Origin of the sequence: Allobosea massiliensis, assembly GCF_042655245.1 — a bacterium.
Classification (GTDB): Bacteria; Pseudomonadota; Alphaproteobacteria; order Rhizobiales; family Beijerinckiaceae; genus Allobosea; species Allobosea massiliensis.
The window spans coordinates 24,162-47,127 of record NZ_JBHSLU010000026.1 but is presented as its reverse complement, the minus strand read 5'-3'; the positions used below and the strand labels follow the sequence as shown (position 1 = coordinate 47,127).

General features: G+C 68.0%; 24 protein-coding genes. 14 read left to right on the top strand and 10 right to left on the bottom strand.

Going from position 1 to position 22,966, the window contains the following annotated elements:
* The first annotated feature begins 238 nt into the window (after positions 1-238).
* From ACFPN9_RS11710 to ACFPN9_RS11700, 3 genes are all read left to right on the top strand, one after another.
* Positions 239-751, top strand: a complete 513-nt coding sequence (locus ACFPN9_RS11710; RefSeq protein WP_066735261.1) for a (2Fe-2S)-binding protein — start codon at positions 239-241, stop codon at positions 749-751.
* A gap of 86 nt (positions 752-837) precedes the next feature.
* Complete coding sequence (locus ACFPN9_RS11705) at positions 838-3,201, top strand: xanthine dehydrogenase family protein molybdopterin-binding subunit (RefSeq protein WP_377817030.1); 2,364 nt, start codon at positions 838-840, stop codon at positions 3,199-3,201.
* Positions 3,202-3,340: 139 nt separating this feature from the next.
* Entirely contained in the window at positions 3,341-4,144 is an 804-nt protein-coding gene (locus ACFPN9_RS11700) for an FAD binding domain-containing protein (protein ID WP_066735257.1), read from the top strand.
* 7 nt (positions 4,145-4,151) lie between these two features.
* On the opposite strand, the gene ACFPN9_RS11695 is transcribed toward ACFPN9_RS11700, so the two are convergent.
* The gene (locus ACFPN9_RS11695; RefSeq protein WP_066735254.1) at positions 4,152-4,505 is read right to left on the bottom strand and encodes a nuclear transport factor 2 family protein; all 354 of its coding nucleotides are present in this window, start codon (positions 4,503-4,505) and stop codon (positions 4,152-4,154) included.
* A 94-nt stretch (positions 4,506-4,599) separates the two neighbouring features.
* On the opposite strand from ACFPN9_RS11695, the gene ACFPN9_RS11690 reads away from it, so the two are divergent.
* From ACFPN9_RS11690 to ACFPN9_RS11660, 7 genes are all read left to right on the top strand, one after another.
* Positions 4,600-5,526: an AAA family ATPase gene (locus ACFPN9_RS11690; RefSeq protein WP_066735251.1), complete on the top strand. Its 927-nt coding sequence runs from the start codon at positions 4,600-4,602 to the stop codon at positions 5,524-5,526.
* An 87-nt stretch (positions 5,527-5,613) separates the two neighbouring features.
* Positions 5,614-5,991, top strand: coding sequence for a nuclear transport factor 2 family protein (locus ACFPN9_RS11685; RefSeq protein ID WP_066735249.1), 378 nt, complete (start codon positions 5,614-5,616; stop codon positions 5,989-5,991).
* A 166-nt stretch (positions 5,992-6,157) separates the two neighbouring features.
* On the top strand, positions 6,158-7,357 hold the full coding sequence (locus ACFPN9_RS11680) for a vWA domain-containing protein (RefSeq protein ID WP_066721836.1): 1,200 nt from the start codon (positions 6,158-6,160) through the stop codon (positions 7,355-7,357).
* 73 nt (positions 7,358-7,430) lie between these two features.
* The gene (locus ACFPN9_RS11675) at positions 7,431-7,754 is read left to right on the top strand and encodes an XdhC family protein (RefSeq protein ID WP_066721837.1); all 324 of its coding nucleotides are present in this window, start codon (positions 7,431-7,433) and stop codon (positions 7,752-7,754) included.
* Positions 7,754-8,383, top strand: a complete 630-nt coding sequence (locus ACFPN9_RS11670) for a LysE family translocator (RefSeq protein ID WP_066721846.1) — start codon at positions 7,754-7,756, stop codon at positions 8,381-8,383. Before ACFPN9_RS11675 ends, ACFPN9_RS11670 begins: the two co-directional genes overlap by 1 nt.
* 4 nt (positions 8,384-8,387) lie before the next feature.
* On the top strand, positions 8,388-9,080 hold the full coding sequence (locus ACFPN9_RS11665; RefSeq protein WP_377817025.1) for an XdhC family protein: 693 nt from the start codon (positions 8,388-8,390) through the stop codon (positions 9,078-9,080).
* A complete protein-coding gene (locus ACFPN9_RS11660; RefSeq protein ID WP_066721850.1) occupies positions 9,077-10,684 on the top strand; it encodes an NTP transferase domain-containing protein in 1,608 nt (535 codons plus the stop codon). Before ACFPN9_RS11665 ends, ACFPN9_RS11660 begins: the two co-directional genes overlap by 4 nt.
* 82 nt (positions 10,685-10,766) lie before the next feature.
* Here the strand turns inward: ACFPN9_RS11660 and ACFPN9_RS11655 are convergent, their stop codons facing one another.
* On the bottom strand, positions 10,767-10,952 hold the full coding sequence (locus ACFPN9_RS11655; RefSeq protein ID WP_066721852.1) for a DUF2256 domain-containing protein: 186 nt from the start codon (positions 10,950-10,952) through the stop codon (positions 10,767-10,769).
* A 79-nt stretch (positions 10,953-11,031) separates the two neighbouring features.
* Here ACFPN9_RS11655 and ACFPN9_RS11650 point away from each other — a divergent pair, with 79 nt between their 5' ends.
* Positions 11,032-11,766 (top strand): SDR family NAD(P)-dependent oxidoreductase, encoded by a 735-nt coding sequence (locus ACFPN9_RS11650; protein ID WP_066721854.1) that lies wholly within the window; start codon positions 11,032-11,034, stop codon positions 11,764-11,766.
* A gap of 12 nt (positions 11,767-11,778) precedes the next feature.
* On the opposite strand, the gene bcsS is transcribed toward ACFPN9_RS11650, so the two are convergent.
* Positions 11,779-12,537: a cellulose biosynthesis protein BcsS gene (bcsS, locus tag ACFPN9_RS11645; RefSeq protein ID WP_066721856.1), complete on the bottom strand. Its 759-nt coding sequence runs from the start codon at positions 12,535-12,537 to the stop codon at positions 11,779-11,781.
* 154 nt (positions 12,538-12,691) lie between these two features.
* On the opposite strand from bcsS, the gene ACFPN9_RS11640 reads away from it, so the two are divergent.
* Positions 12,692-12,961 carry an usg protein gene (locus tag ACFPN9_RS11640; RefSeq protein WP_066721858.1) on the top strand — a complete coding sequence of 90 codons (270 nt, stop codon included), beginning with the start codon at positions 12,692-12,694 and terminating at the stop codon, positions 12,959-12,961.
* A 79-nt stretch (positions 12,962-13,040) separates the two neighbouring features.
* Positions 13,041-13,640, top strand: a complete 600-nt coding sequence (locus tag ACFPN9_RS11635; protein WP_066721860.1) for an exopolysaccharide biosynthesis protein — start codon at positions 13,041-13,043, stop codon at positions 13,638-13,640.
* Positions 13,641-13,670: 30 nt separating this feature from the next.
* On the opposite strand, the gene ACFPN9_RS11630 is transcribed toward ACFPN9_RS11635, so the two are convergent.
* The 7 genes from ACFPN9_RS11630 to map form a co-directional block, all read right to left on the bottom strand.
* Complete coding sequence (locus tag ACFPN9_RS11630; RefSeq protein ID WP_377817020.1) at positions 13,671-15,842, bottom strand: putative bifunctional diguanylate cyclase/phosphodiesterase; 2,172 nt, start codon at positions 15,840-15,842, stop codon at positions 13,671-13,673.
* Between the two features lie 153 nt (positions 15,843-15,995).
* Complete coding sequence (locus ACFPN9_RS11625; RefSeq protein ID WP_066721867.1) at positions 15,996-16,745, bottom strand: proteasome-type protease; 750 nt, start codon at positions 16,743-16,745, stop codon at positions 15,996-15,998.
* A gap of 89 nt (positions 16,746-16,834) precedes the next feature.
* Positions 16,835-17,662 carry a transglutaminase family protein gene (locus tag ACFPN9_RS11620; RefSeq protein ID WP_066721869.1) on the bottom strand — a complete coding sequence of 276 codons (828 nt, stop codon included), beginning with the start codon at positions 17,660-17,662 and terminating at the stop codon, positions 16,835-16,837.
* 84 nt (positions 17,663-17,746) lie between these two features.
* A complete protein-coding gene (locus ACFPN9_RS11615) occupies positions 17,747-18,688 on the bottom strand; it encodes an alpha-E domain-containing protein (RefSeq protein ID WP_066721871.1) in 942 nt (313 codons plus the stop codon).
* Between the two features lie 73 nt (positions 18,689-18,761).
* Complete coding sequence (locus ACFPN9_RS11610) at positions 18,762-20,177, bottom strand: circularly permuted type 2 ATP-grasp protein (RefSeq protein ID WP_066721873.1); 1,416 nt, start codon at positions 20,175-20,177, stop codon at positions 18,762-18,764.
* Between the two features lie 121 nt (positions 20,178-20,298).
* Positions 20,299-21,039, bottom strand: a complete 741-nt coding sequence (gene radC / locus ACFPN9_RS11605) for a RadC family protein (protein WP_066721874.1) — start codon at positions 21,037-21,039, stop codon at positions 20,299-20,301.
* Positions 21,036-21,860, bottom strand: coding sequence for a type I methionyl aminopeptidase (gene map / locus ACFPN9_RS11600; protein ID WP_066721889.1), 825 nt, complete (start codon positions 21,858-21,860; stop codon positions 21,036-21,038). Before map ends, radC begins: the two co-directional genes overlap by 4 nt.
* 173 nt (positions 21,861-22,033) lie before the next feature.
* Here map and ACFPN9_RS11595 point away from each other — a divergent pair, with 173 nt between their 5' ends.
* Positions 22,034-22,912, top strand: a complete 879-nt coding sequence (locus ACFPN9_RS11595) for an FkbM family methyltransferase (protein ID WP_066721891.1) — start codon at positions 22,034-22,036, stop codon at positions 22,910-22,912.
* The last annotated feature ends 54 nt before the right edge of the window (positions 22,913-22,966 follow it).

Genomic DNA, 22,966 nt, shown 5'->3' with positions numbered 1-22,966 from the left:
CACTCAGCGGTGTGCCGCGCTGCCATGCCGCAGCGTCAGTTATAAAAAGGCGAGGATTCCGCCCTGAAATCCCGCTCATCCCTCCGCGCGCGCCGGCTTGACCGCGCAAATCGGCGGGTCCACACTCGATTTATAGCTGTTCCAAGGAAAGCGTGCGCCCGCGGCCGGGGGCGCGATGCGTTACAGCGACCGGCGCGACCACAAGCCGGGCGGCAGACCCGGGCGAAGGAGGATGAGGATGGCGAGCGTATCCATGACGGTGAACGGCAAACCGGTCACCGGGACGATCGATCCGCGTACGCTGCTGGTGCAGTTCCTGCGCGAGAACCTGCGTCTGACCGGCACCCATGTCGGCTGCGACACCAGCCAGTGCGGCGCCTGCGTCGTCCATATCGACGGCAAGGCGGCCAAGGCCTGCACCGTGCTCGCCGTCTCGCTCGAGGGCGCCAGCATCACCACGATCGAGGGACTGGCCGGCGAGGGCGGGCTGCACCCGATGCAGGAAGCCTTCCGCGAGCATCACGGCCTGCAATGCGGCTTCTGCACGCCGGGCATGATCATGGCCGCCGTCGACATCGTGAATCGCCGCGGGCACCAGCTCGACGAGAAGACGATCCGCGAGGATCTCGACGGCAACATCTGCCGCTGCACGGGCTACCACAACATCGTCAAGGCCGTCGCGGCCGGCGCCGAGGCCATGGCCGGGCAGGCGATGGACAAGAAGGAGCCGCCGCGCCAGGCCGCCGAGTGAGACGCCGCCGCCCGCGCCATCCCGTGCGGGCGATAGCCCTTGAGATGATGACGTGCCCGTCAGAGGCGCGCTGAGGAGGAGACATCATGACGGCTACCGGAATCGGCGCCCCGGTGCGGCGCAAGGAAGACCACCGCTTCATCACCGGCCAGGGCCGCTACACCGACGACATCAACCGCCCCGGCCAGGCCTACGCCTATTTCCTGCGCTCGCCGCACGCTCATGCCACGATCAAGTCGATCGACACAAAGGCCGCGGCCTCGATGCCGGGCGTGGTCGGCATCTTCACCGGTGACGATCTCGCGGCGGACAAGGTCGGCGGGCTGATCTGCGGCTGGATGATCCACAACAAGGACGGTTCGCCGATGCGCGCCGGCCCGCATCCCGCGCTCGCCCAGGGCAAGGTTCGCTATGTCGGCGATCATGTCGCCGTGGTCGTGGCGGAGACGCTGGCGCAGGCGCGCGATGCTTCCGAGGCGATCGCCGTCGATTACGAGGTGCTGCCGGCGGTCGTCGAGACCGCGCGCGCGGCGGGCGCCAAGACCGTGATTCACGCCGAGGCGCCGGACAACACGGTGTTCAACTGGCATCTCGGCAACAAGGACGAGACGGAAGCCGCCTTCAAGGCGGCCAAGCACGTCACCAAGCTCGACATCGTCAACAACCGGCTGGTGCCGAACCCGATGGAGCCGCGCGCGGCCGTCGGTGACTACGATGCGGGCGAGGGCATCTTCACCCTCTACACCACGAGCCAGAACCCCCATGTGGCGCGGCTCGTGCTCTCTGCCTTCATCGGCATCGCGCCGGAGAACAAGCTGCGCGTCGTGGCGCCGGATGTCGGCGGCGGCTTCGGCTCGAAGATCTTCATCTATGCCGAGGAGACGGTCTGCGTCTGGGCGGCGAAGAAGGTCGGCCGGCCGGTGAAGTGGAACTCCGACCGCACCGAGGCCTTCCTCTCCGACGCGCATGGCCGCGACCACGTCACCCATGCCGAACTCGCCACCGACGCGGACGGGAAGATCACCGCGCTGCGGGTCAAGACGACCGCCAATCTCGGCGCCTATCTCTCGACCTTCTCCTCCTCGGTGCCGACCTATCTCTACGCCCCGCTGCTCTCCGGGCAGTACGACATCCCGGCGATCTATTGCGAGGTCGACGCGGTCTATACCAACACCGCCCCGGTCGACGCCTATCGCGGCGCCGGGCGGCCGGAGGCGACCTTCGTGGTCGAGCGTCTGGTCGAGGTCGCCGCGCGCGAACTGGGCAAGGACCCGGCGAAGTTCCGGATGCAGAACTACATCAAGAAGTTCCCGCACCAGACGCCGGTGATCATGATGTACGATGCCGGCAACTATGCCGCGTCGATGCGCAAGGCGCTGGATATCATCGACTACAAGGGTCTCGGCAAGCGCAAGCGCGACTCCGCCCGCAACGGCAAGCTGCGCGGCATCGGCTTCTCCTCCTATATCGAGGCCTGCGGCATCGCGCCCTCGGCGGCGGTGGGCTCGCTCGGTGCCGGCGTCGGCCTGTGGGAATCGGCCGAGGTGCGCGTGAACCCGGTCGGCACGGTCGAGGTGCTGACCGGCTCGCACAGCCACGGCCAGGGCCATGAGACGACCTTTGCCCAGCTCGTCTCGGACCGGCTCGGCATCCCGATCGACAATGTCTCGATCATCCATGGCGACACCGACAAGGTGCAGATGGGCATGGGCACCTATGGCTCGCGCTCGGGCGCGGTCGGCATGTCGGCGATCGTGAAGGCGGTCGACAAGGTCATCGCCAAGGGCAAGAAGGTCGCGGCCTATGTGCTGGAGGCCGACGAGGCCGATATCGACTTCGCGGACGGTCATTTCTCGGTGAAGGGCACCGACCGCAAGCTCGATTTCGGCTCCTGCGCGCTGCAGGCCTATATCGCCCACAAGTTCAACGGGCAGGATCTCGAGCCGGGGCTGAAGGAGGGCGCGTTCTACGACCCGACCAACTTCACCTTCCCGGCGGGTGTCCATATCTGCGAGGTCGAGATCGACCCGCAGACGGGCGTGACCAAGATCGAGCGCTGGGCGGCGGTGGATGATTTCGGCAACGTTATCAACCCGATGATCGTCGAGGGCCAGGTCCATGGCGGCATCGCCCAGGGCGTCGGCCAGGCGCTGCTGGAAGGCGCGCGCTACAACAGTGACGGCCAGCTCGTGACTGCGAGCTTCATGGACTACTGCATGCCCCGCGCCGACGATCTGCCCTCCTTCGAGGTGGGCATGACGGTGACGCCGTGCCCGTCCAACCCGCTCGGCATCAAGGGCTGCGGCGAGGCCGGCGCCATCGCCGCACCGCCCGCCGTCATCAACGCCATCACCGATGCACTCGGCCATGAGGACATCGCCATGCCGGCGACGCCGCAAGCCGTCTGGCGCGCGGCGCAGAAGAGCATCACGCGAATGGCAGCCGAATAGTTTTCCTCCGTCATCCCGGACAAGCGGCGAAGCCGCGCCGATCCGGGATCCATTCCTGACCCGTTCCGGAATGGATCCCGGCTCTCCGCTTCGCTCCGGCCGGGATGACGACCACCGATTTCAGCAAGGGATCACACCCATGTACGCCTTCACCTATCACCGCCCCGGCTCGGCCCGTCAGGCCGCCGGCCTGCTCGCCAAGAAGGAGGATGCCAAGATCCTCGCTGGTGGGCACACCCTGCTGCCGACGATGAAGCAGCGCCTCGCCTCTCCCGCGGCGCTGATCGATCTCGGCGGTTGCGGCGACCTCAAGGGCATCGTCCGCAAGGGCCGCACCGTTCATATCGGTGCGATGTCGACCCATGCCGAGGTCGCGGCCTCGGCGATCGTCCAGGAAGCGATCCCCGGGCTCGCTTATCTCGCCTCGCATATCGGCGATCCGCATGTGCGCCATCGCGGCACGATCGGCGGCTCGGTCGCCAACAACGACCCCGCCGCCGATTATCCGGCCGCCTGCCTGGCGCTGGGCGCGACGATCGTCACCAACAAGCGCAATATCGAGGCCGACGATTTCTTCACCGGCCTCTACGAGACGGCGCTGGAAGAGGGCGAGATCATCACCAAGGTGGTGTTCCCGGTCGTCTCCAAGGCGGGCTACGCCAAGTTCCGCAACCCAGCCTCGCGCTATGCGCTGGTCGGCGTCTTCGTCGCAAAGCGCGGCAGCGAGATCCGCGTCGCGGTGACCGGGGCGGGCGAGGGCGGCGTCTTCCGCTGGTCGGAGGCGGAAGCGGCGCTCAAGGCCCGCTTCGCGCCGAAATCGCTCGACGGGCTTAAGGCCTCCGCCGATGGCATCAATGGCGACATGCACGCCGACCCGGAGTACCGCGCCCATCTGATCGGGGTGATGACGAAGCAGGCGGTGGCGCAGGCGACGGGGAAGTGAGGGCGGTTCAGTAGAAGAACCGCTCCTCGACGATCATGCCGTCGCGCACCGTATAGAGACCGGCCTCGTCCATCTGGACGCGCTGGCCGGTCTCCTTGACCGTGACGTCGATGGCAAAGCGCATGACGAACTGGTCGCCGTTGCGATAGGGGCCGAAAGCCTCGGCCGCGTGGACCTCGTGAGCGGAATACCACCAGTCGCTCTTGGCCTTGACGGCGGCGCGTCCCTCGACCCGCGCCATGGGGCCGTCCATGGCCTCGATGCTGACGATGTCGGAGGCGTTGAAGCGCTCGGCGGCCTCCTGATGTTCGCCGCGCTTGAGCATGTCGGCAAAGGTGGTGATGGCTTCCTCGTTCGTCATCGATCGTCTCCCTGTCGGGTTTGGGGTATAGGTCGAGCCAGACTGATGGCCCGCCACGGCGCGGTGATGACAGAGACGCGCGCCAGGATTTGACATGAACGATCGCCGGACTGCCTCGCTCCCGACCTCCATCGACGAGACCCTCGCGCTGCTGCAGGGCGGCGGCTATGTCGCCGACCGGGCGCTGGCGACGGTGCTGTTCCTGGCGCTGCGGATGAAGCGGCCACTGCTGCTCGAGGGCGAGGCGGGAACCGGCAAGACCGAGATCGCCAAGGTTCTCTCGGCGGCGCTCGGGCGCAAGCTGATCCGGCTGCAATGCTATGAGGGGCTCGACCTCGCCTCGGCCGTCTATGAGTGGAACTATGCCGGGCAGATGATGGCGATCCGGCTCGCCGAGGTCGGCGGCGCGAGCGGCGACCGCGAGCGGCTGGAAGGCGACATCTTCTCCGAGCGCTACCTGATCAAGCGGCCGCTGCTGCAGGCTCTGGAACCGCAGGAGGGCGGTGCGCCGATCCTGCTGATCGACGAGCTCGACCGCACCGACGAGGCGTTCGAGGCCTTCCTGCTCGAGGTGCTTGCGGATTCGCAAGTGACGATTCCCGAGCTCGGCACCGTGAAGGCGACCGAGCCGCCGATCGTGATCCTAACCTCCAACCGCACGCGCGAGATCCATGACGCGCTCAAGCGGCGCTGTCTGTACCACTGGGTCGGCTATCCCGACGCCGCCCGCGAACTCGCCATCCTGAAGGCGCGGGCGCCCCAGGCCCCGGCGAAGCTCGCCAAGCAGGTCGTGAGCTTCGTGCAGGCGATCCGCAAGGAGGAGCTGTTCAAGGCGCCGGGCGTCGCCGAGACGCTGGATTGGGCGACGGCGCTGGTCGAACTCGACGCGGTGGCGCTCGATCCGGCCCTCGTTTCGGATACGCTGGGGGCCCTGCTCAAGTACCAGGACGACATCCAGGCGATGCAGGGCTCGAAGGTGAAGGAACTGCTGGACCAAGCGAAGAGCGAGGCCCGCGGCTGAGCGCTTCGCGCCTGCGGCAGATCAAGGATCGCGCAGGGCGGTGCGGCTAGACGACGATTGTCCCACGAGGCAGCCGGAGGAGCGACCATGTACAACGATCTCAGGGCCATCGAAGCCGTCACCTGGACCTATCTGAACGGCCTCTATGAGGGCGATGTCGCCAAGCTGGAGCACGCCTTCCATCCGACCTCGGCGCTGACCACGGCGCAGGAGGACGGCACGATCAAGATCGTGCCGCGCGACGAATGGCTGAAAGCGGTGCGCGAGCGGCCCTCGCCCAAGGCGGCCGGCATGGTGCGCGGCGATCACATCCTGACGATCGATCTCGTCGGGCCGACGCTGGCGCTGGTGAAGGTGAAGTGCCAGATGCCGCCGCGCTATTTCACCGATCTGCTCTCCTTCCTGAAGGTCGATAGCAAATGGCAGATCGTCCAGAAGGTGTTCATGACCGAGATGGGGCCTTGATCGGGCTGCCCTTCGATCGAAAGGCGCGGGGGACCCTTCTCCCGGTTGGGAGAAGGGCAGGGATGAGGGACCGCCACAGTTCGCTGGAGTACCGGCAGGCCCTCATCCGGCGCTCCGCGCCACCTTCTCCCATCCGGGAGAAGGGAAGTGTGCGCCGCGGTCAGCCATGACCGGCAAGCTAGCGGAAAACGTCGCCTATTTCGCCCGCGCGCTGCGGATCGCGGGCCTGCGCGTCGGGCCCGGCGCGGTGGTGGAGGCGGTCGAGGCCCTGGGCGAGGGGGCGCTGGGCGGGCGCGAGGACGTCTATTGGGCGCTGCATGCCATCTTCGTGAAGCGGCATGAGGACAGCGCCGTCTACGATCAGGCCTTCCGGCTGTTCTGGCGGCGGCGCAACCTGATCGAGAAGATCATGGCGCAGATGTCGCCGGTCTCGCCCGGCGCCGACTCCGCGCCGCAGAAGGAGGAGGCTGGCGCGCTGCGTGCGGCCGAGGCCTTCGCCCCGCCCAAGCGCGAGGAAGAAGCGCCGGTCGAGCTGACCGAGCTGACGGCGCGGCTGACGGTGTCCGACCGCGAGACGCTGAAATCGCGCGATTTCGCCCAGATGAGCGCCGCCGAGATCGCCCGCGCCAAGAAGTTGATCGCCGAGTTGCGCCTGCCGGACGACCTCGTCGCGACGCGGCGCTTTCAGCCGGCGGCGCGGGGTGGCCGCATCGATCCGCGCCGGACCTTCCGGCGCTCGCTGCGGGGCGGAGGCGGGATGATCGAGCTCGCCTTCCGCGAGCCGGCGCAGGTGCATCCGCCGATCGTGGCGCTCGTCGACATCTCCGGTTCGATGGCCGAGTATTCGCGCATCTTCCTGCATTTCCTGCACGCTGTGACGGAGAAGCGCCGGCGCGTGCATTCCTTCGTCTTCGGCACGCGGCTGACCAACATCACCCGCTCGCTGCGGGCCCGCGACCCCGACGAGGCGCTTGCGCTGGCGGGCAGGGCGGCGCCGGACTGGGAGGGCGGAACGCGCATCTCGACGGCGCTGCACGCTTTCAACCGGGTCTGGTCGCGCCGGGTGCTCGGGGGCGGGGCGATCGTGCTGCTCTTCACCGACGGGCTGGAGCGGCATCTTGATGGGGAACTGCCCTTCGAGATGGACCGGCTGCACCGCTCCTGCCGGCAGCTGGTCTGGCTCAACCCGCTGCTGCGCTTCGACGGATTCGAGGCGCGCGCCAGCGGCATCCGCGCGATGCTGCCGCATGTCGATTCCTTCCGGCCGATCCACAATCTCGCGGCGATGGCCGATCTCTGCGCTGCACTTTCTCCGGACGCGCAGCGGGCCAGCGATCCGCGGGCGTGGTTGAAGAAGGCGGGCTGAGGCATGATCTCTCGATCACACTGCCATCGCGACGGGTCCGGTCCGGGTGCGCGCGAATGAGGACGATCCAGCCATGATCAGCACCGACACCGACATCCTCGCGACGGCCGAGGCCTGGGCGCGCGACGGCCGCTCGGTCGCGCTCGCCACCGTGATCGAGACCTGGGGCTCCGCGCCGCGCCCGGTCGGCTCGCATCTCGTCATCGACGGGGAGGGCAATTTCCTCGGCTCGGTCTCCGGCGGCTGCGTCGAGGGCGCCGTGGTCGAGGAGGCGGTCGACGTCATCGCGCAGGGCCAGCCGCGCACGCTGGACTTCGGCGTCGCCGACGAGACCGCTTGGAAGGTCGGGCTCTCCTGCGGCGGGCGCATCCGGGTTTATATCGAAAAGGTGAACTGATGGCCTCCTGGGATACGCTGCTGGCCTTCGCGACGCTGACGATCCTCGTCGCCTATTTTCCGGGACCCGCGCTGCTCTACACCGCGGCGCAGACGATCTCGCATGGCCGCAAGGCCGGCTTCATGGCGATGCTCGGCATCCATCTCGGCTGCTACCTGCATGTCTTCGCCGCCGCCTTCGGCCTCTCGGCCGTGTTCAAGCATGTGCCGGAGCTCTATTTTGCGGTGAAGATCGCCGGCGCCTTCTATCTCGTCTGGCTCGGCATCGGCATGATCCGCTCGCGGCTGGTGGCCGAGGACGCGCCCGTGGTGCCCCCGAAGACCGTGAAGCGCGCCCTGATCGATTCCCTGATCGTCGAGGTGCTGAACCCCAAGGTGGCGCTGTTCTTCATCGCGCTGCTGCCGCAGTTCGTCGACCCGGCCGCGTCCTTCCCGGTCTGGGTGCAGTTCCTGATCCTCGGCACGATCGTCAACTTCGCCTTTTCCTCGGCCGATTTCGTCACCGTGCTGGGCGCCTCCGCCGTCGTCAGGCGAATGAAGCAGACCAAGGCCGGCTTCGCCTTTGGCCGCTGGATCGGTGGCTCGCTGATGATCGGTCTCGGCGTGAAGCTCGCGACGGACAAGGGCTGACGCGATGGATCTGGCCATCCTTTCGACGCTCAATGCCGAGCGCGCGGCGCGGCGCGCCACCATCCTCGTCACCGACGTGGAGAGCGGGGCGCAGCGCCTGGTCAAGGCCGCCGATCTGGCGGCCGATCCGCTCGCAGAGGTGCTGGAGAAGCAGTTGCGCATGGGCAAGAGCGCGCTGGTCGAGGCGGACGGCAAGGCGTTCTTCCTGACCGTGCAGGCGCCGCCGCCGCGCGTCGTCGTCACCGGGGCGGTCCATATCTCGCAGGCGATGGCACCGATGGCCAAGCTGCTCGATCTCGACCTCGTCATCGTTGATCCGCGCACGGCCTTCGCCACGCCGGAGCGTTTCCCCGGCGTGCGGCTGCTGACCGACTGGCCGGATGAGGCGCTGGCGAGCCTGGGGCTCGACGGCTACACCGCCTTCGTCGCGCTGACGCATGATCCCAAGATCGACGACCCGGCGCTGGAGGCGGCGCTGCGCTCGGCCTGCTTCTACATCGGCGCGCTCGGCAGTCGGAAGACACATGGGCGCCGGCTCGAGCGCCTCGCGGCCGTGGGTTTCGACGAGACCGCGACGCAGCGCATCCACGCGCCGATCGGGCTCGATATCGGCGCCGTCTCGCCAGCCGAGATCGCGCTCGCCATTCTCGGCGAGATCGTCAAGACGCTGCGCGGACCGCGCCGGGCGCCGGCATGAAGTTCGGCCCCGTTCCTGTCAGCGAGGCGGAAGGCTGCATCGCCGCCCACACGGTGCGCGCCGGCGGTGTGGTACTGAAAAAGGGAACGACGCTGACAGCGGAGGACGTCGCCCGGCTGGCCGAGGCGGGGCTTTCCGAACTCGTCGCGGTGCGGCTGGAGGCCGGCGACATCGGCGAGAACGAGGCCGCGACGCGGCTTGCGGCAGCGCTCGCCGGGCGCGGCATCGTCACCGAGGCCGCCTTCACCGGCCGCGTCAATCTCTTCGCAGCGGCGGCGGGCGTGCTCACCATCGATGCGGCCGCGATCAACGGGCTCAACTGCATCGACGAGGCGATCACGGTGGCGACGCTTCCCGCCCTGAAGGCGGTCGTTGCGGGCGAGATGGTCGGCACGGTCAAGATCATTCCCTATGGCCTGCCGGCGGTGCAGGTCGAGCAGGCGCTGGCCGCGCTGGAGGGGCTCAAGCCGCTGGCGGTCGCGCCCTACAAACCGCTGCGCGTGGCCGTGATCTCGACACTGCTGCCGGGGCTGAAGCCCTCCGTTATCGACAAGACGCTGCGGGTCATGACCGAGCGGCTCGCGCCGGCGCAGGCGACGGTGGCCACCGACCGGCGCGTGCCGCATCAGGAGGCGCCGCTGGCGCAGGAGATCGCGGCGCAAGCGGAGACGGCGGACCTCGTCGTCGTGTTCGGGGCGTCCGCGATCACCGACCGGCGCGACGTCATCCCGCAGGCCCTGCTGGCGGCGGGCGGGCGGATCGAGCATCTGGGCATGCCGGTCGATCCCGGCAATCTGCTGCTGATCGGCGAGATCGGCGGCAAACCCGTGATCGGCGCGCCGGGCTGTGCGCGCTCGCCCAAGGAAAACGGCTTCGACTGGGTGCTGCAGCGCTGCCTCGCCGGCCTCCCCGTCGGCCGTGCCGAGATCCAGCGCATGGGCGTCGGCGGGCTCCTGATGGAGATCGTCTCGCGGCCGCAACCGCGGGCGCCGGACCGGTTGGAAAGCGCCCCCGTCGCAGGGCTGGTGCTGGCGGCGGGCCGCTCGACCCGGATGGGTACGCGCAACAAGCTGCTGGAGCCGGTGCGCGGCCAACCGATGCTGCGCCATGCCGTCGAGGCGCAGCTCGCCTCGGTCGCCAGCCCGGTCATCGTCGTAACCGGGCATGAGCGGGAGGAGGTCGCGGCCGCGCTCGCGGGGCTCGACGTCACGCTCGTGCACAATCCCGATTTCGCCAGCGGGCTTGCCAGCTCCGTCCGGGTCGGTCTCGCGGCGCTGCCGGAAGCGGCGGCGGGCGTCGTGGTCTCGCTCGGCGACATGCCGAACGTGACCCCGCAGGTGATCGACCGCCTCGCTCAGGTCTTCGCCGAACAGGGTGAGGCGAAGGCCGTGGTGCCGACGCTGCTCGGCCAGCGCGGGAACCCGGTGCTGCTGGCGCGTGCCCTGTTCGCGGAGGTGGCCCAGCTCACCGGCGACCAGGGCGCGCGGCGCCTGCTCGACGCGGCAGGCGAGCAGATCGTCGAGGTGCCGCTCGACGACCCCGCCATCGCGCTCGACATCGACACGCCCGAGGCGCTGGCGGCGGTGGATCGCACGGAATCTTGAGGACGCACAGGCGGTGGTTGCCAGGGAGCCACAGCCTTGACGGCTGCCTTGCGAGCCCGCGTTTGGAGGACGCGCCTCTGCTCTAGCCGACGTCGCGCCGGCTGTCGCTCTCTGATCCTGCCTGCGGCTTGCGCTCCCGCCGGCAGCGCTCGGAGCAGTATTTGACCTCGTCCCAGACGCGAGCCCATTTCTTGCGCCAGGCGAAGGGGCGGCCGCAGGCCAGACAGGGCTTCTGGGGCAGATCTCCCTTGCGGATCGGCTTGGGCATGCGGGGATGCTCCTGCTGCGCTGGTCCAGAGGGGACTGCACGGACGTATACGCTGCGACGAGTCTTCTGGAGCAGCGGCATGAGCGACACGATCCTGATCTATGGCGGCAGCGGCGGCATCGGCTCCGCCGTGGCGCGCGCCGTCCGGGCCAAGGGGCTCGGGGTGCATCTGGTCGGTCGCGACGCCGCGCGGCTCGAGGCTCTGGCCGGCGAACTGGGCGGGAGCTTCACGGCGGGCGATGTCGGCGAGGACGAGACTTTTGCGCGGGCCACTCAGGAGGCCGCCAGTGGCGGTGCGCTCAAGGGGCTGGTCTATGCCGTGGGCACCATCAACCTGAAGCCCGTCGCGCGCCTGAGCGAGGCTGATTTTCTCAAGGATTTCAGCGTCAACGCGCTCGGGGCTGTCAAAGCGATTCAAGCCGCCCTGCCGCATCTGAAGCAGGCGGAGGGGACGGCCGGGATCGTGCTGTTCTCGACGGTGGCGGTCGCGCAGGGCTTCGCGGCGCATGCCTCTGTCGCGATGGCGAAGGGCGCCATCGAGGGGCTGACGCTGGCGCTCGCGGCCGAACTCGCGCCCCGCATTCGGGTGAACTGCATTGCACCCTCGCTGACACGCACGCCGCTCGCCGCCGCGCTCACCGGCAACGAGGCGATGGCGAAGGCGATCGCCGATCTGCACCCGCTGCAGCGCCTCGGCGAGCCGGCTGATATCGCGCCGCTGGCCGCCCTGCTCGCCTGTGACGAGGCCTCCTGGATCACCGGCCAGATCGTCGGCGTCGATGGCGGGCGCTCGACGTTGCGAACCAAAGGGTAGGGTCGGCGCGAGTCAGCGCAACCAGTGGACGCCTAGCGTGGCATAGGCTTCGGATGGGCGGTCGCTCGTGCGCTGCCAGCCCCCCGAGAGGCGCCAGACGACGCCGAAGAGGCGCAAGCCGGTCAGATGCAGGCCGAGCCTCAGCTTGGTGTAGTCGCCGGCGCGGTAGGCCTCGACCTCCGGCCCGGCATAGACATCCTGCGACAGCCAGCCCCTCGGCAACAGCCAGCCCGGCGCAACACGGCCCCAGCGCCTGTGGTCGAGCGTCGAGGCATAGGCGCCGGCGTGCAGCATCGTGCCCGGCTGCGGCGTCATCCAGAGGTCGCCCTGGATCCGGGCGCCATAGCGGTTGCGGTAGAGCAATCCGTTGCGCAGTTCGCGTTGCTCGCCCTCGTGGTCGGAGCCGGCATAGAGCGACAGGAATGTGTCGCCGATCCGCCATTCATAGCCGATCAGGGCCTGTGACTCGCTCTTGTAGGCAACGCCATGGGGGCGCTGCCGCTGCGCCTGCTCCTGCGCGCCACCCACCTTGAGGAGCGTGCGAAAGCCGCTGCCGGAGAGGGAGCCGGTCAGCGCCTTCTTCATGCCGAGCGAGACGAAGGTCTTGGCCGGCCCCGCCTCGAGCGAGCCGAACAGGACGGTGGAGAGGGCGGCGCGCTCCTCGGCTTCGGCCTCGGTCTCGGCCTCCTGGGCGAAAACGCCTCCGGCCGGACCCGCCGTCAGGACGGCGACCAGCGGCACCGCCCAGGCGAGCCCCCACCCATACGCCACGCACGCCACCCCCGAGGCGGGCTGCCCCAGCCCGCGCCGAGCGCGATTGCAGCAGGGCCGACCGGGGGTTGCAAGCTTTTCTTAACCAAGCGGGCGCAGCCTCGTCATCGGGCCCGGCTAAGCTTTCACCGCTGTCGAAGTGGAGAAACGGCAGATGACCGATACCGACTTCATACGCCAACTGGCCGGATACGGCCTGACGACCGCGACGATCCTTTACCGGATGCCGGATCACCGCCATATCCTGCAGAGCTATATCTGGCAGAACTACGATCTCGCGCCGCGCTTCCCCGTGCTGCAGGCGTTTCTGGATTTCTGGAAGCGCGAACTGGAAGGTCCGCTGCATTCGGTGACCGTGGCGCATGAGCGCCTGATCCGCCCGGCCGAGATCGTCCATGTACGGGGCGTGCTGACGCTGCATTGAACGGCTGCGCCGGCGCGGCTTGGCGCGGAGGCGGGGCGCGTGCTAGGCCGCTCGTCCTGTCACGGCCCGGCCCGCCCTCTTGTCCTCACCGCTGCGCACCTCCGGAATCCTGCTCGCACTGGCGGCGTTGCCGGGGGACCGTGTCGCGGTCGGTTCGATCGTCGCGGCGCTGAAGGACCGGGCCTATGCCCTCCTGGTCGTCCTGCTCGGCCTCCCGAACTGCCTGCCGATGCCGCCGCCGATTCCGCTGGTCTGCGGGCTGGTGCTGGCCTTCGTCGCGCTTCAGATGCTGACCGGGCGCGTGATGCCCTGGCTGCCGCCGACCCTGCTCGCGCGCAGCATCGGCAAGCCGGTGTTGACGCGTGCGGTCGACCGGGCGGTGCCGCTGATGATGCGGCTGGAGCGGGTCTCGCGGCCGCGGCTGACGGTGCTGGGCAGCGCCCATGCCATTCCGGTGCTCGGCCTGCTGATCCTCGTCCTGGCGCTGGGGCTCGTGGTCGCAGCGCCCTTCATCGGGCAGATCCCGCTCGGCTTCGCGGTCTGTCTGGTCGGGCTCGGCCTGGTCGAGCGGGACGGGCTGTTGATCATCGTCGGGGCCGTCTGCGGGGCTCTCGGCCTCGTGCTCAGCGCCGGCTTCGCCTATGCGATCTTCAGCGGCATCCACGAACTGTTCTTCTGACCGCGACGGCTTGCTGCCCGCCGCCGGGCCTCAGGCTGCGGCCAGCGTGGTGGCGAAGGGCTTCTCCTGAGCCAGCAGCGCGTCGATCTCGTCCGCTGTGACGCCCTTGGAGAACAAGAAGCCCTGCAGTTCGTGGCAGCCGATCGCCTGCAGGAAGCGGTGCTGCTCGGCCGTCTCGACCCCTTCGGCGCAGACGCGCAGGCCGAGCGCGCGGCCGAGATGGGCGATGGAGTGAACGAGGATGGCGGATTCGCCGGTCGTCTCCATGTATTCCAGGAAGGAGAGGTCGATCTTGATCTTGTCGAAGGCGAAGCGCCGCAGATAGATCAGGCTCGAGTAGCCGGTGCCGAAATCATCCAGCGCCAGGCCGACGCCATGGGCACGCAGATCCATCATCGCTGCTTCTGCGGCGTCGGCGTCGTCGACGACGACGCCTTCTGTCAGTTCCAGCTCGAGCCGGGCCGGTTCGAAGCCGGTCTCGTCGAGAACGCGAATGACGTTGGCGACGAAATCCTTGTGGCGGAACTGGATCGGCGAGACGTTGACGGCGAGACGGATGCCGTCCCAGCGCTTCGCTTCCTGGCAGGCCTGCCGCAGGACCCATTCGCTCAGCGGCACGATCAATCCGCGTTCCTCGGCGATGCCGATGAACTCGGCCGGCGGGACCATGCCATGTTCGGGATGGTTCCAGCGCACCAGCGCCTCGACGCCGACGATGGTGGCGCCATCGATCGAGACCTGCGGCTGGTAGTGCAGCAGCAATTCGTCGTTCTCGATGGCGCGGCGCAGATCCTCCTCGACCATTCGCTTGAGGGCGAGGGTGCGGTTCATCTGCGCCTCGAAGAAGGAGTAGCGGTTCCGGCCGCCGTTCTTCGACTGATAGAGCGCCGTATCGGCGAGCCGCAGCAGCGTTTCGCGGTCGGTGGCATCCTCCGGTGCGAGGGCGATGCCGATCGAGCAGCCGATCGTGGTCGCGACGCCCATGATGACGAAGGGTTCGGTCAGCGCCTCGAGGATGCGCTCGCCCAGCGCCGCGCAGCCGGCCGGGAAGTTGCCATGGGTCTGGATGATGCCGAATTCGTCGCCGCCGATGCGGGCGACGGTGTCGCCGCTGCGCACGAGGCGCGTCAGGCGCTGCGCGACCTGGCGGATGAGTTCGTCGCCCGCGGTGTGGCCATAGGTGTCGTTCACCGCCTTGAAGCGGTCGAGATCGATCAGCATCACCGCGAGGCCCTTGCCGGAGCGACCGAGATGGGCGAGTTCCTGATCGAGCCGCAGATCGAAGGTCCGGCGGTTGGGCAGTAGCGAGAGTTCGTCCTGACCGGCGAGGCGCTGGATCTGGCTCTCGCGGATGGCGATCTGATGGGCGGCGCCGCGCAGGCGCTGAACGACGAAAGCGAAGATGCCGCCAAAGAGCAGGCCGACCCCGGCCAGCGCCCAGATGAACTGGCGCAGCATGGCGTCACCCGGGCGGTCCGGCGTCCAGCTCAGCCAGGCGCGGGCGGCCCCGTCGGGAGCCGGAATGGCGCGACGGGCCAGCGGGTCGGCTGGCATGTCGCGGACGATGCGGATGTCGGACACGCGGTAGCGCTGCGCCAGCTCCGTCATCATGGTGCTGGTGACACGCCGATAGCCGACGATCTTGAGTGGCCCAAGCAGTTGCGCGAGGGAGCCCTGCCGCGCCGGCACATCGATCATCATCACGCTGAGCGTGTCGAAGCCGTCATGAGTCAACGACCAGGACGTCTTGCCCGGCCCGCCGCGCATGTCCGGCAGCCGGTGCAGTGGCGATCCGCCGGGTCCCCCGGGCAAAGACGGGCTGAAATGCTTCAGCCCGTCATAGCCGGTCTGGCCCGACGCGCCGTCACCCTCGATGCCGGCGAAGACGAGTCCTGTTTCCGAGACGACATAGGCGCCGTCGAATTCGAGGAAGCGCGAGCCGAGACGGGCGAGCGAGTCCTGCAGGGCCGCGAGCGGATCGGAGCCCGTGAAGGCGCTCTGCAGGTCGCCGGCGGCCGCAAGGCTCTGGAAGCGCAGCTCGCGCAGACGGACCTGGCTCTCGATGGCGGCCTCGATCCGGTCACGCTGCCGCTCGGCCTCGAGCCGGTTGGCGTCGCGGGTGATGGCCAGGACGACCAGCACCGCCGCAGCCATGACCATGACGAACGCGAAAGCCAGCGTCGCGACCGAACTCTTCAGCATCCGTGCGGATGCATCCGCGTTGGTCAATTTCCCGACGGAAGGCGACGACATCAGAGGTCCTGGACCGGTCACATCAAACCGGACCATGTCAGTGATGTCTTGATATCCCGTTGACGCGGCTGCGCAGCGTCGAGCTATCTCGATCCCAGAGCGTCAATCCTTGCGCGGCTCGTAGGGTGGGCGGGGGATTGCCGTGTGGGCTGCGCGCAACGCCGCCGACCAGCGCTCGCGCAGATCATGGAAATAGGGTTCTCCCGCCTCGATGCGCCGCGTCAGCTCCGGCTCATCGGCGTCGCGCCGCATCACCAATAGGTCGATCGGGAGGCCGACGCCGAGATTGGAGCGCATGGTCGAATCCATCGAGATCAGGCCGACCTTGAGCGCGTCGTAGAGATGCGTCCGGTAGGTGATGGCACGGTCGAGGATCGGCTTGCCGTATTTGTGCTCGCCGATCTGGAGGAAGGGGGCATCCGTGCCGCATTCGATAAAATTGCCGGCACCGTAGATCATGAACAGCCGCATCGGCTGCCCCTTGATCTGTCCGCCGAACAGCATCGTGACCTCGAATTTGACGCCGGCCTCCTTCAGGGCCGGGCCGTCCTCGGCGCGGACATGGCGGATGGCCCGGCCAACGAGTTGCGCGGCGCGGAACATCGAGGTCGCGCCCAGCAACGTGTCGCTTTCGCCCGTCTCCGGATTCGGCAGGCCCTCATGCAACAGGCTGATGACCGACTGCGTGACCGAGAGATTGCCGGCCGTCATCAATCCGAAGGTCCGGTCGCCCGGCCAGGAGAAGACGTGAAGCTTGCGGAAGGTCGAAATGTCGTCGAGCCCGGCATTGGTGCGGGTGTCGGCGATCATGACGAGACCGTCCTGCACGAGGATTCCGGCGCAATAGGTCACGGGTCTGGTCCTGGCTGAAACGGGTCGGGCGCTGTCGTCGCACATCGCGCGCGCAGGGGCGAGTCGTCAGCGGGCGGAGCGCGGGCGCCTCACTGGTTGGCGGCACGCGCCCCGGCGTCACGGGCGCTGACGCGTACGGCCAGCGCCTCGCCGTCACCGCCCTTGCGGGCCCCGCGGACCGGGGCGGCGTCGGCATAGTCCAGGCCGGCGGCGACGCGGACATGGGTGTCGATCGGGCAGAGACCATTCGCAGGGTCGAAGCCGATCCAGCCAAAATCCTCGAGATGGACCTCGGCCCAGGCATGGGCGCCGTTGGCGTGGGGCAGGGCGTCGGACTGGGCGACATAGCCGGAGACGTAGCGGGCGGGCACATCGAGATGGCGTGCGCAGGTCATGAAGACATGGGCGACGTCCTGCGGAATCCCTTCGCCCGCAGCGAAGGCGGCCGCGGCGCCGATCCCGGTGCGCTGGCCGGTCTCGATGCAGGGCATCTTCTCGTGCAGCGCCTCCATCAGCGCGTGCATCCGCGACAGGGGGGTGGCGTCGCCGCGCGTGACCTCCTCCGCGAACTCGCGTAGCGCAGCGTCGGGTGTCGTAAGCAGCGTGTCGCGGCGGAAAACGTCGACCGGCACGCGCTCGGGGACGCCGCGCACGATGCCGGCGAGATCGACGGTCTCAATCAACCCCTCGACGCGGATCGCCATCTCGGCGATCGGGCCATCGGCCGAGAAGGTGTGCACGACATTGCCGAAAGCGTCCTGCGTCATGCGCAACCGGCCATCGATGGTCGGCTCGATGCGCCACGACATGACGTGCTGGCCGTCATGGTCGCGCGGCGTCAGCCGCAGGATTTGCGTGATGTGCCGTGCCGGCTCGGCATAGGCGTAGCCGATCGAGTGGGAAATCCTGATCCGCATGGACAATCGCTAACCGACGCGTCGGGGCCTTCTCAAAGGGTCTTCTTGGCTGCGGCAGCCGCGCGAGGCGGATGCCGCGCCGGCTCATTGCAGATACTGCTCGAAGATGGTGCCGCCGAGGCGGTTGTTCTCGGTGATGAAGTCCGAGATGAACTCGTGCAGCCCGTGCTGGAAGATGTCGTCGATGCTGGTGCTCGATAGATTGGCGAGTGTCTTGCGTGCCTGGCGCTGGGCCGGGCCCTGGCGGCCGTAGGAATCGCCCAGCAGGTCGAGGAAGCGCGAGATGTTCTCGTAGCAGGCAGCGAGCGAGCGCGGCATGCGCCGGTTGAGGATCAAAAGGTCGGCGATCAGAAGCGGCTTCACGGCCTCGCGATAGACCCAGTGATAGGCGGTCAGCGCCGAGACCTCGCGCAGCACCGTGGTCCACTGGAAATAGTCGAGCGAGCCGCCGACCTGCTCATTTGCAGGCAGAAGAACATGGTATTTCACGTCGAGGATGCGGGCGGTGTTGTCGGCCCGCTCGACATAGACGCCGAGCCGCGAGAACCAGTAGCCGTCGTCTCGCAGCATGGTCCGGTAGGCCGAGCCGTCGAAGACCAGCGAGACGTTCTTCACCCATTCGAGGAAGCGGGCGAATTCCTCGCGATCCATGCGCTTCTTCTCGAAGCGCTGCAGCTCGAGCCAGGCGCCGTTCAGCGCATCCCACATCTCCGATGTCAGGGCGGTACGCACCCCGCGCGCATTGGAGCGGGCCAGCGCCAGGCAGTTGCGGATCGAGGAGGGGTTGTCGGGGCTGAAGGTCAGGAAGTCGCAGACATTGCGCTCATTGGCCTCGCCATAGGCCTGGGCGAAGGCCTCGTCGCAGCCGGCGGTGGCGACGGCGCTCTGCCACTCGCTGCCGGCGCCGCCATAGGAGGAGGGCAGGTTGGACAGGCGCATCGTCGCGTCGAGGATGCGGGCGAGATACTCGGCCCGCTCGACATAGCGGGAGACCCAGTAGAGGCTGTCGGCGGTGCGCGAGAGCATAGTCAGATCGGGCCTTCTGGCGATGAGGCGAGATGTGTCCGGTGAACGCTGGAACAGGGAGCCGCTGGCGAGATCAGGCATCGAGAACCCAGGTATCCTTGGTGCCGCCGCCCTGGCTGGAATTGACGACGAGGGAGCCCTCCTTCAGCGCAACGCGGGTCAGGCCGCCCGGCACGCAGGAGATACCGTTGGCGCCCGACAGCACATAGGGCCGCAGATCGACATGGCGGGGCGCCACGCCCGACGCCACGAAGGTCGGGCAGGTCGAGAGCGCCAGCGTCGGCTGGGCGATGAATCCCTCCGGCTGAGCCTTGAGCTTGCGGCGGAAGGTCTCGAGCTGCGCCTTGTTGGCATGAGGGCCGACGAGCATGCCGTAGCCGCCCGAGCCGTTGACCTCCTTGACGACGAGCTGCTCCAGATTGTCGAGCACATAGGCGTTGGCTTCAGGCTCGCGGCAGCGCCAGGTCGGTACGTTCTTCAGGATCGGCTCCTCGCCGGTGAAGAACTTCACGATCTCGGGCATGTAGCTGTAGACGGCCTTGTCGTCGGCGACGCCGGTGCCGACCGCATTGGCCAGTGTCACATTGCCGGCCTTGTAGGCGCCGATCAGGCCGGGCACGCCCAGCACGGAATCGCTGCGGAAGACGAGCGGGTCGATGAAGTCGTCGTCGATGCGCCGGTAGATCACGTCGACGCGCTTGGGACCCTGCGTGGTCCGCATGTAGACGACGTCGTCCTTGACCAGCAGGTCCGAGCCCTCGACGAGCTCGACGCCGAGCTTGTCGGCCAGGAAAGAATGCTCGTAGAAGGCCGAATTGTATTGTCCCGGCGTCAGCAGGCAGATGTTGGGATCGGCCGAGGAGGAGCGCGGCGCGACCGAGCGCAGCGTCGCCAGCAGCTGGTCGGGGTAGTTGTCGACCGGCGCGACGCGGTGGGTGGCGAAGAGCTCCGGGAAGAGCCGCAGCATCACCTCGCGGTTCTCCATCATGTAGGAGACGCCGGACGGCGTGCGCGCATTGTCCTCCAGCACATAGAAGGTGTCGGCGTCGACGCGGACGATGTCGATGCCGGCGATGTGGCAGTAGATGCCGTGCGGCACCTGGAAATCCACCATCTCGAGCTGGTAGCAGGCGTTGCGGTAGACGAGGTCGGCCGGAATGACGCCGGCCTTGATGCATTCCTTCGGTCCGTAGACATCGGCCAGGAACATGTTGAGCGCGGTGACGCGCTGGCGCAGGCCGGCCTCGAGCTTGGTCCATTCCGGCTTGGTCAGGACGCGGGGGATGATGTCGAAGGGGATCAGCCGCTCGGTCGATTCCTCGTCGCCATAGACGGCGAAGGTGATGCCGATGCGCCGGAAGAAGAGTTCAGCCTGGCTGCGCCGCAGCGCCAGCATGTCGGCGGGCGCCTCCTTCAACCAGCGGTCGAGCGCCGTATAGGCCTGCCTGACATCGCCTCCCAACCCCGTCATCTCATCGAACGCGACCATGCAGCCTTCTTTCCCCATTTTCAGCAGCCTATGCCTATTCGCGCGCGTTCGGAAAGGGGGCTGATGCCACGCCCTTTGGCGGAGCTGCCTCATTCTTGGGCGGCTGAGGGGGGAGGTCGCTTCAGATCAGGCCGAGGCCGCGGAAGCTCGCATGTCCGTCGCGACCAACGATGACATGGTCGTGGATCGCGATGCCCAGAGGCTTCGCGATATCAACGAGTTCGCGGGTCATCTTCACGTCCGCGCCCGAGGGTGTCGGGTCGCCCGAAGGGTGGTTGTGGACGAGGATGATCGCCGAGGCCGAAAGTTCAAGCGCGCGCCGCACCACCTCGCGCGGATAGACCGGAGTGTGGTCGACGGTGCCGGTCTGCTGCACCTCGTCGGCGATGACGGCATTCTTCTTGTCGAGGAAAAGCAGGCGGAACTGCTCGCGCTCGGCGAAGGCCATGGTCGTGCGGCAATAGTCCAGCACTGCCGACCATGAAGAGAGCACGGTGCGCCGGGTCACGGCGCCCTTGGCCATGCGCTGCAGCGCGGCCTCGACGATCTTCAGATCAAGCGCGACGCCCTCGCCGACGCCCTTGATCTCGGTCAGACGGGCCGCCGGCGCGCCCAGCACCTCGGCGAAGGAGCCGAAGCGCGCGATCAGTTCCTTGGCGAGCGGCTTGACGTCGCGCTGCGGGATCGAGCGGAAGAGCAGCAGCTCGAGCAATTCGTAATCGGCCAGCGCCTCGGCGCCGGCGTCCTGGAAGCGCCCACGCAGACGCTCGCGATGGCCGTGGTAATGCGGGGCGGGAGAAGCCGGGGCCGGCGAGGCGCTTCGCGCGGCGCGCGCCGAACGTTCGTCCGCCCCCGCGCTCATCGGGCCGCGAGCGGGTTGTCCCGTCCCGCCGGCGAGAGGGTGAAGATCTCGCAGCCGGTCTCGGTGACGCCGATGGTGTGCTCGAACTGGGCCGAGAGCGAACGGTCCCGCGTCACCGCGGTCCAGCCGTCGGACAGCACCTTCACCCCGGCCTTGCCGAGATTGATCATCGGCTCGATCGTGAAGATCATCCCGGGCTTGAGCTCCGGCCCCTCGCCGGGCGAGCCGTAATGCAGGATGTTGGGGGCGTCGTGGAAATTGCGGCCGACGCCGTGGCCGCAGAAATCGCGCACCACCGAGCAGCGCTCGGCCTCGGCATAGCGCTGGATGGCGAAGCCGATATCGCCGGTGGTGCCGCCGGCGCGGACGGCCCTGATGCCGCGCAGCAGGCTCTCATAGGTGATCTCGATCAGGCGCTCGGCTTTCCGCGAGATGTCGCCGACCCCGTACATCCGGCTCGAATCGCCATGCCAGCCGTCGACGATCAGCGTGTAGTCGATGTTCAGGATGTCGCCCTCGCGCAGCGGCTTGTCGTCCGGGATGCCATGGCAGACGACATGGTTGATCGAGGTGCAGATCGACTTGGTGTAGCCGCGGTAGAACAGGGTCGCCGGGAAGGCGCCGTTGTCCATGGCGAACTGGTAGGCGAGATCGTCGAGGCGCTGGGTGGTGACGCCCGGCTTGACATAATCGCCCAGCATGTCGAGCCCGGCTGCCGTCAGCCGGCCGGCCTTGTGCATGGCGGCGAAGGCGTCCGGGCCATGAATCCTGATGGCCGGCTCGCGCATGCGACCGCGTCCCAGCGTTTCGTCGAAGGTCATGGCTTGGCGGAGGTCTTGGCGAAGGTCATGGCGGCGATACGGCTCCTCGATCGTCTTATGGATCGGCTCGGCGGGGCGGCGCAAGGCGGTGAGGTGCAGCCGACCGATGCGTTCGCAAGCCGGGCATCGTGCGGCTGGCGCCGGGGCGCTGCCGGGTGTATCAGGCGCGCAACATGGCCATCATCGAACAATCGCAGGCGGAGGACAAGCCGTATGGCGCCTTCGCCCCCCGGCGCGGGCTGTCGCGCCTCATCGGCTGGACGCGCTGCGCCTCGGACAGCTTCCTCGGCCGCAAGCTCGCCTATGCGCTGCGCCGGCTCGGCCTACGCTCGCTGGCGGGGCAGCCGGTCGACATCGAGTCGCTCGGCGCCCGGATGCGACTTTATCCGGACGGGAATGTCTGCGAGAAGCGCGTGCTGTTCACGCCGCAATATTTCGACCCCGTCGAGCGCGAGATCCTGGCTTCGCGCCTGCGCGACGGTTTCCGCTTCATCGACATCGGCGCCAATATCGGGGCCTATTCGCTGTTCGTCGCGGCCAAGGCGGGTCCGAGCGCTCGTATCGTCGCCGTCGAACCGCAGCCCGAGATCTTTGCGCGGCTGGCCTTCAACATCGCCCAGAACCCGTTCGGGACGGTGAAGGCGGTGGCCTGCGCGCTGGCCGACAAGCCCGGCGAGCTGACGCTTTTCCTCGACCCGACCAATCGGGGCGAATCGAGCGTCCGCATCCTGCGCTCCAGCACCGGCAGCACGGTGCGGGTGCCAGCCATGACGCTGCTCGCCCTCGTCCAGAACGAGGGCTATGAGCGGCTGGACGCGATCAAGCTCGATGTCGAGGGCGCGGAGGACCTGATCCTCGAGCCGTTCCTGCGCGATGCGCCGCAGAGCCTCTGGCCGGGGCTGATCATCATCGAGGATTCGCGCCAGCGCTGGCAGAGCGACCTCGCCGCGCTGCTCGAGCGCAGCGGCTACAGCCTGGTCGCGCAGACGCGGCTGAACCTCGTCTTCGAGCGCCCGCATACGCCGGCGGCAGAGCCGGCGCCCGCGGCCTGAGCGCGCGGCGACGGCGCCGCTTGAGCCGGCGCCGGCAAAGCCCTAGCTGTAGCG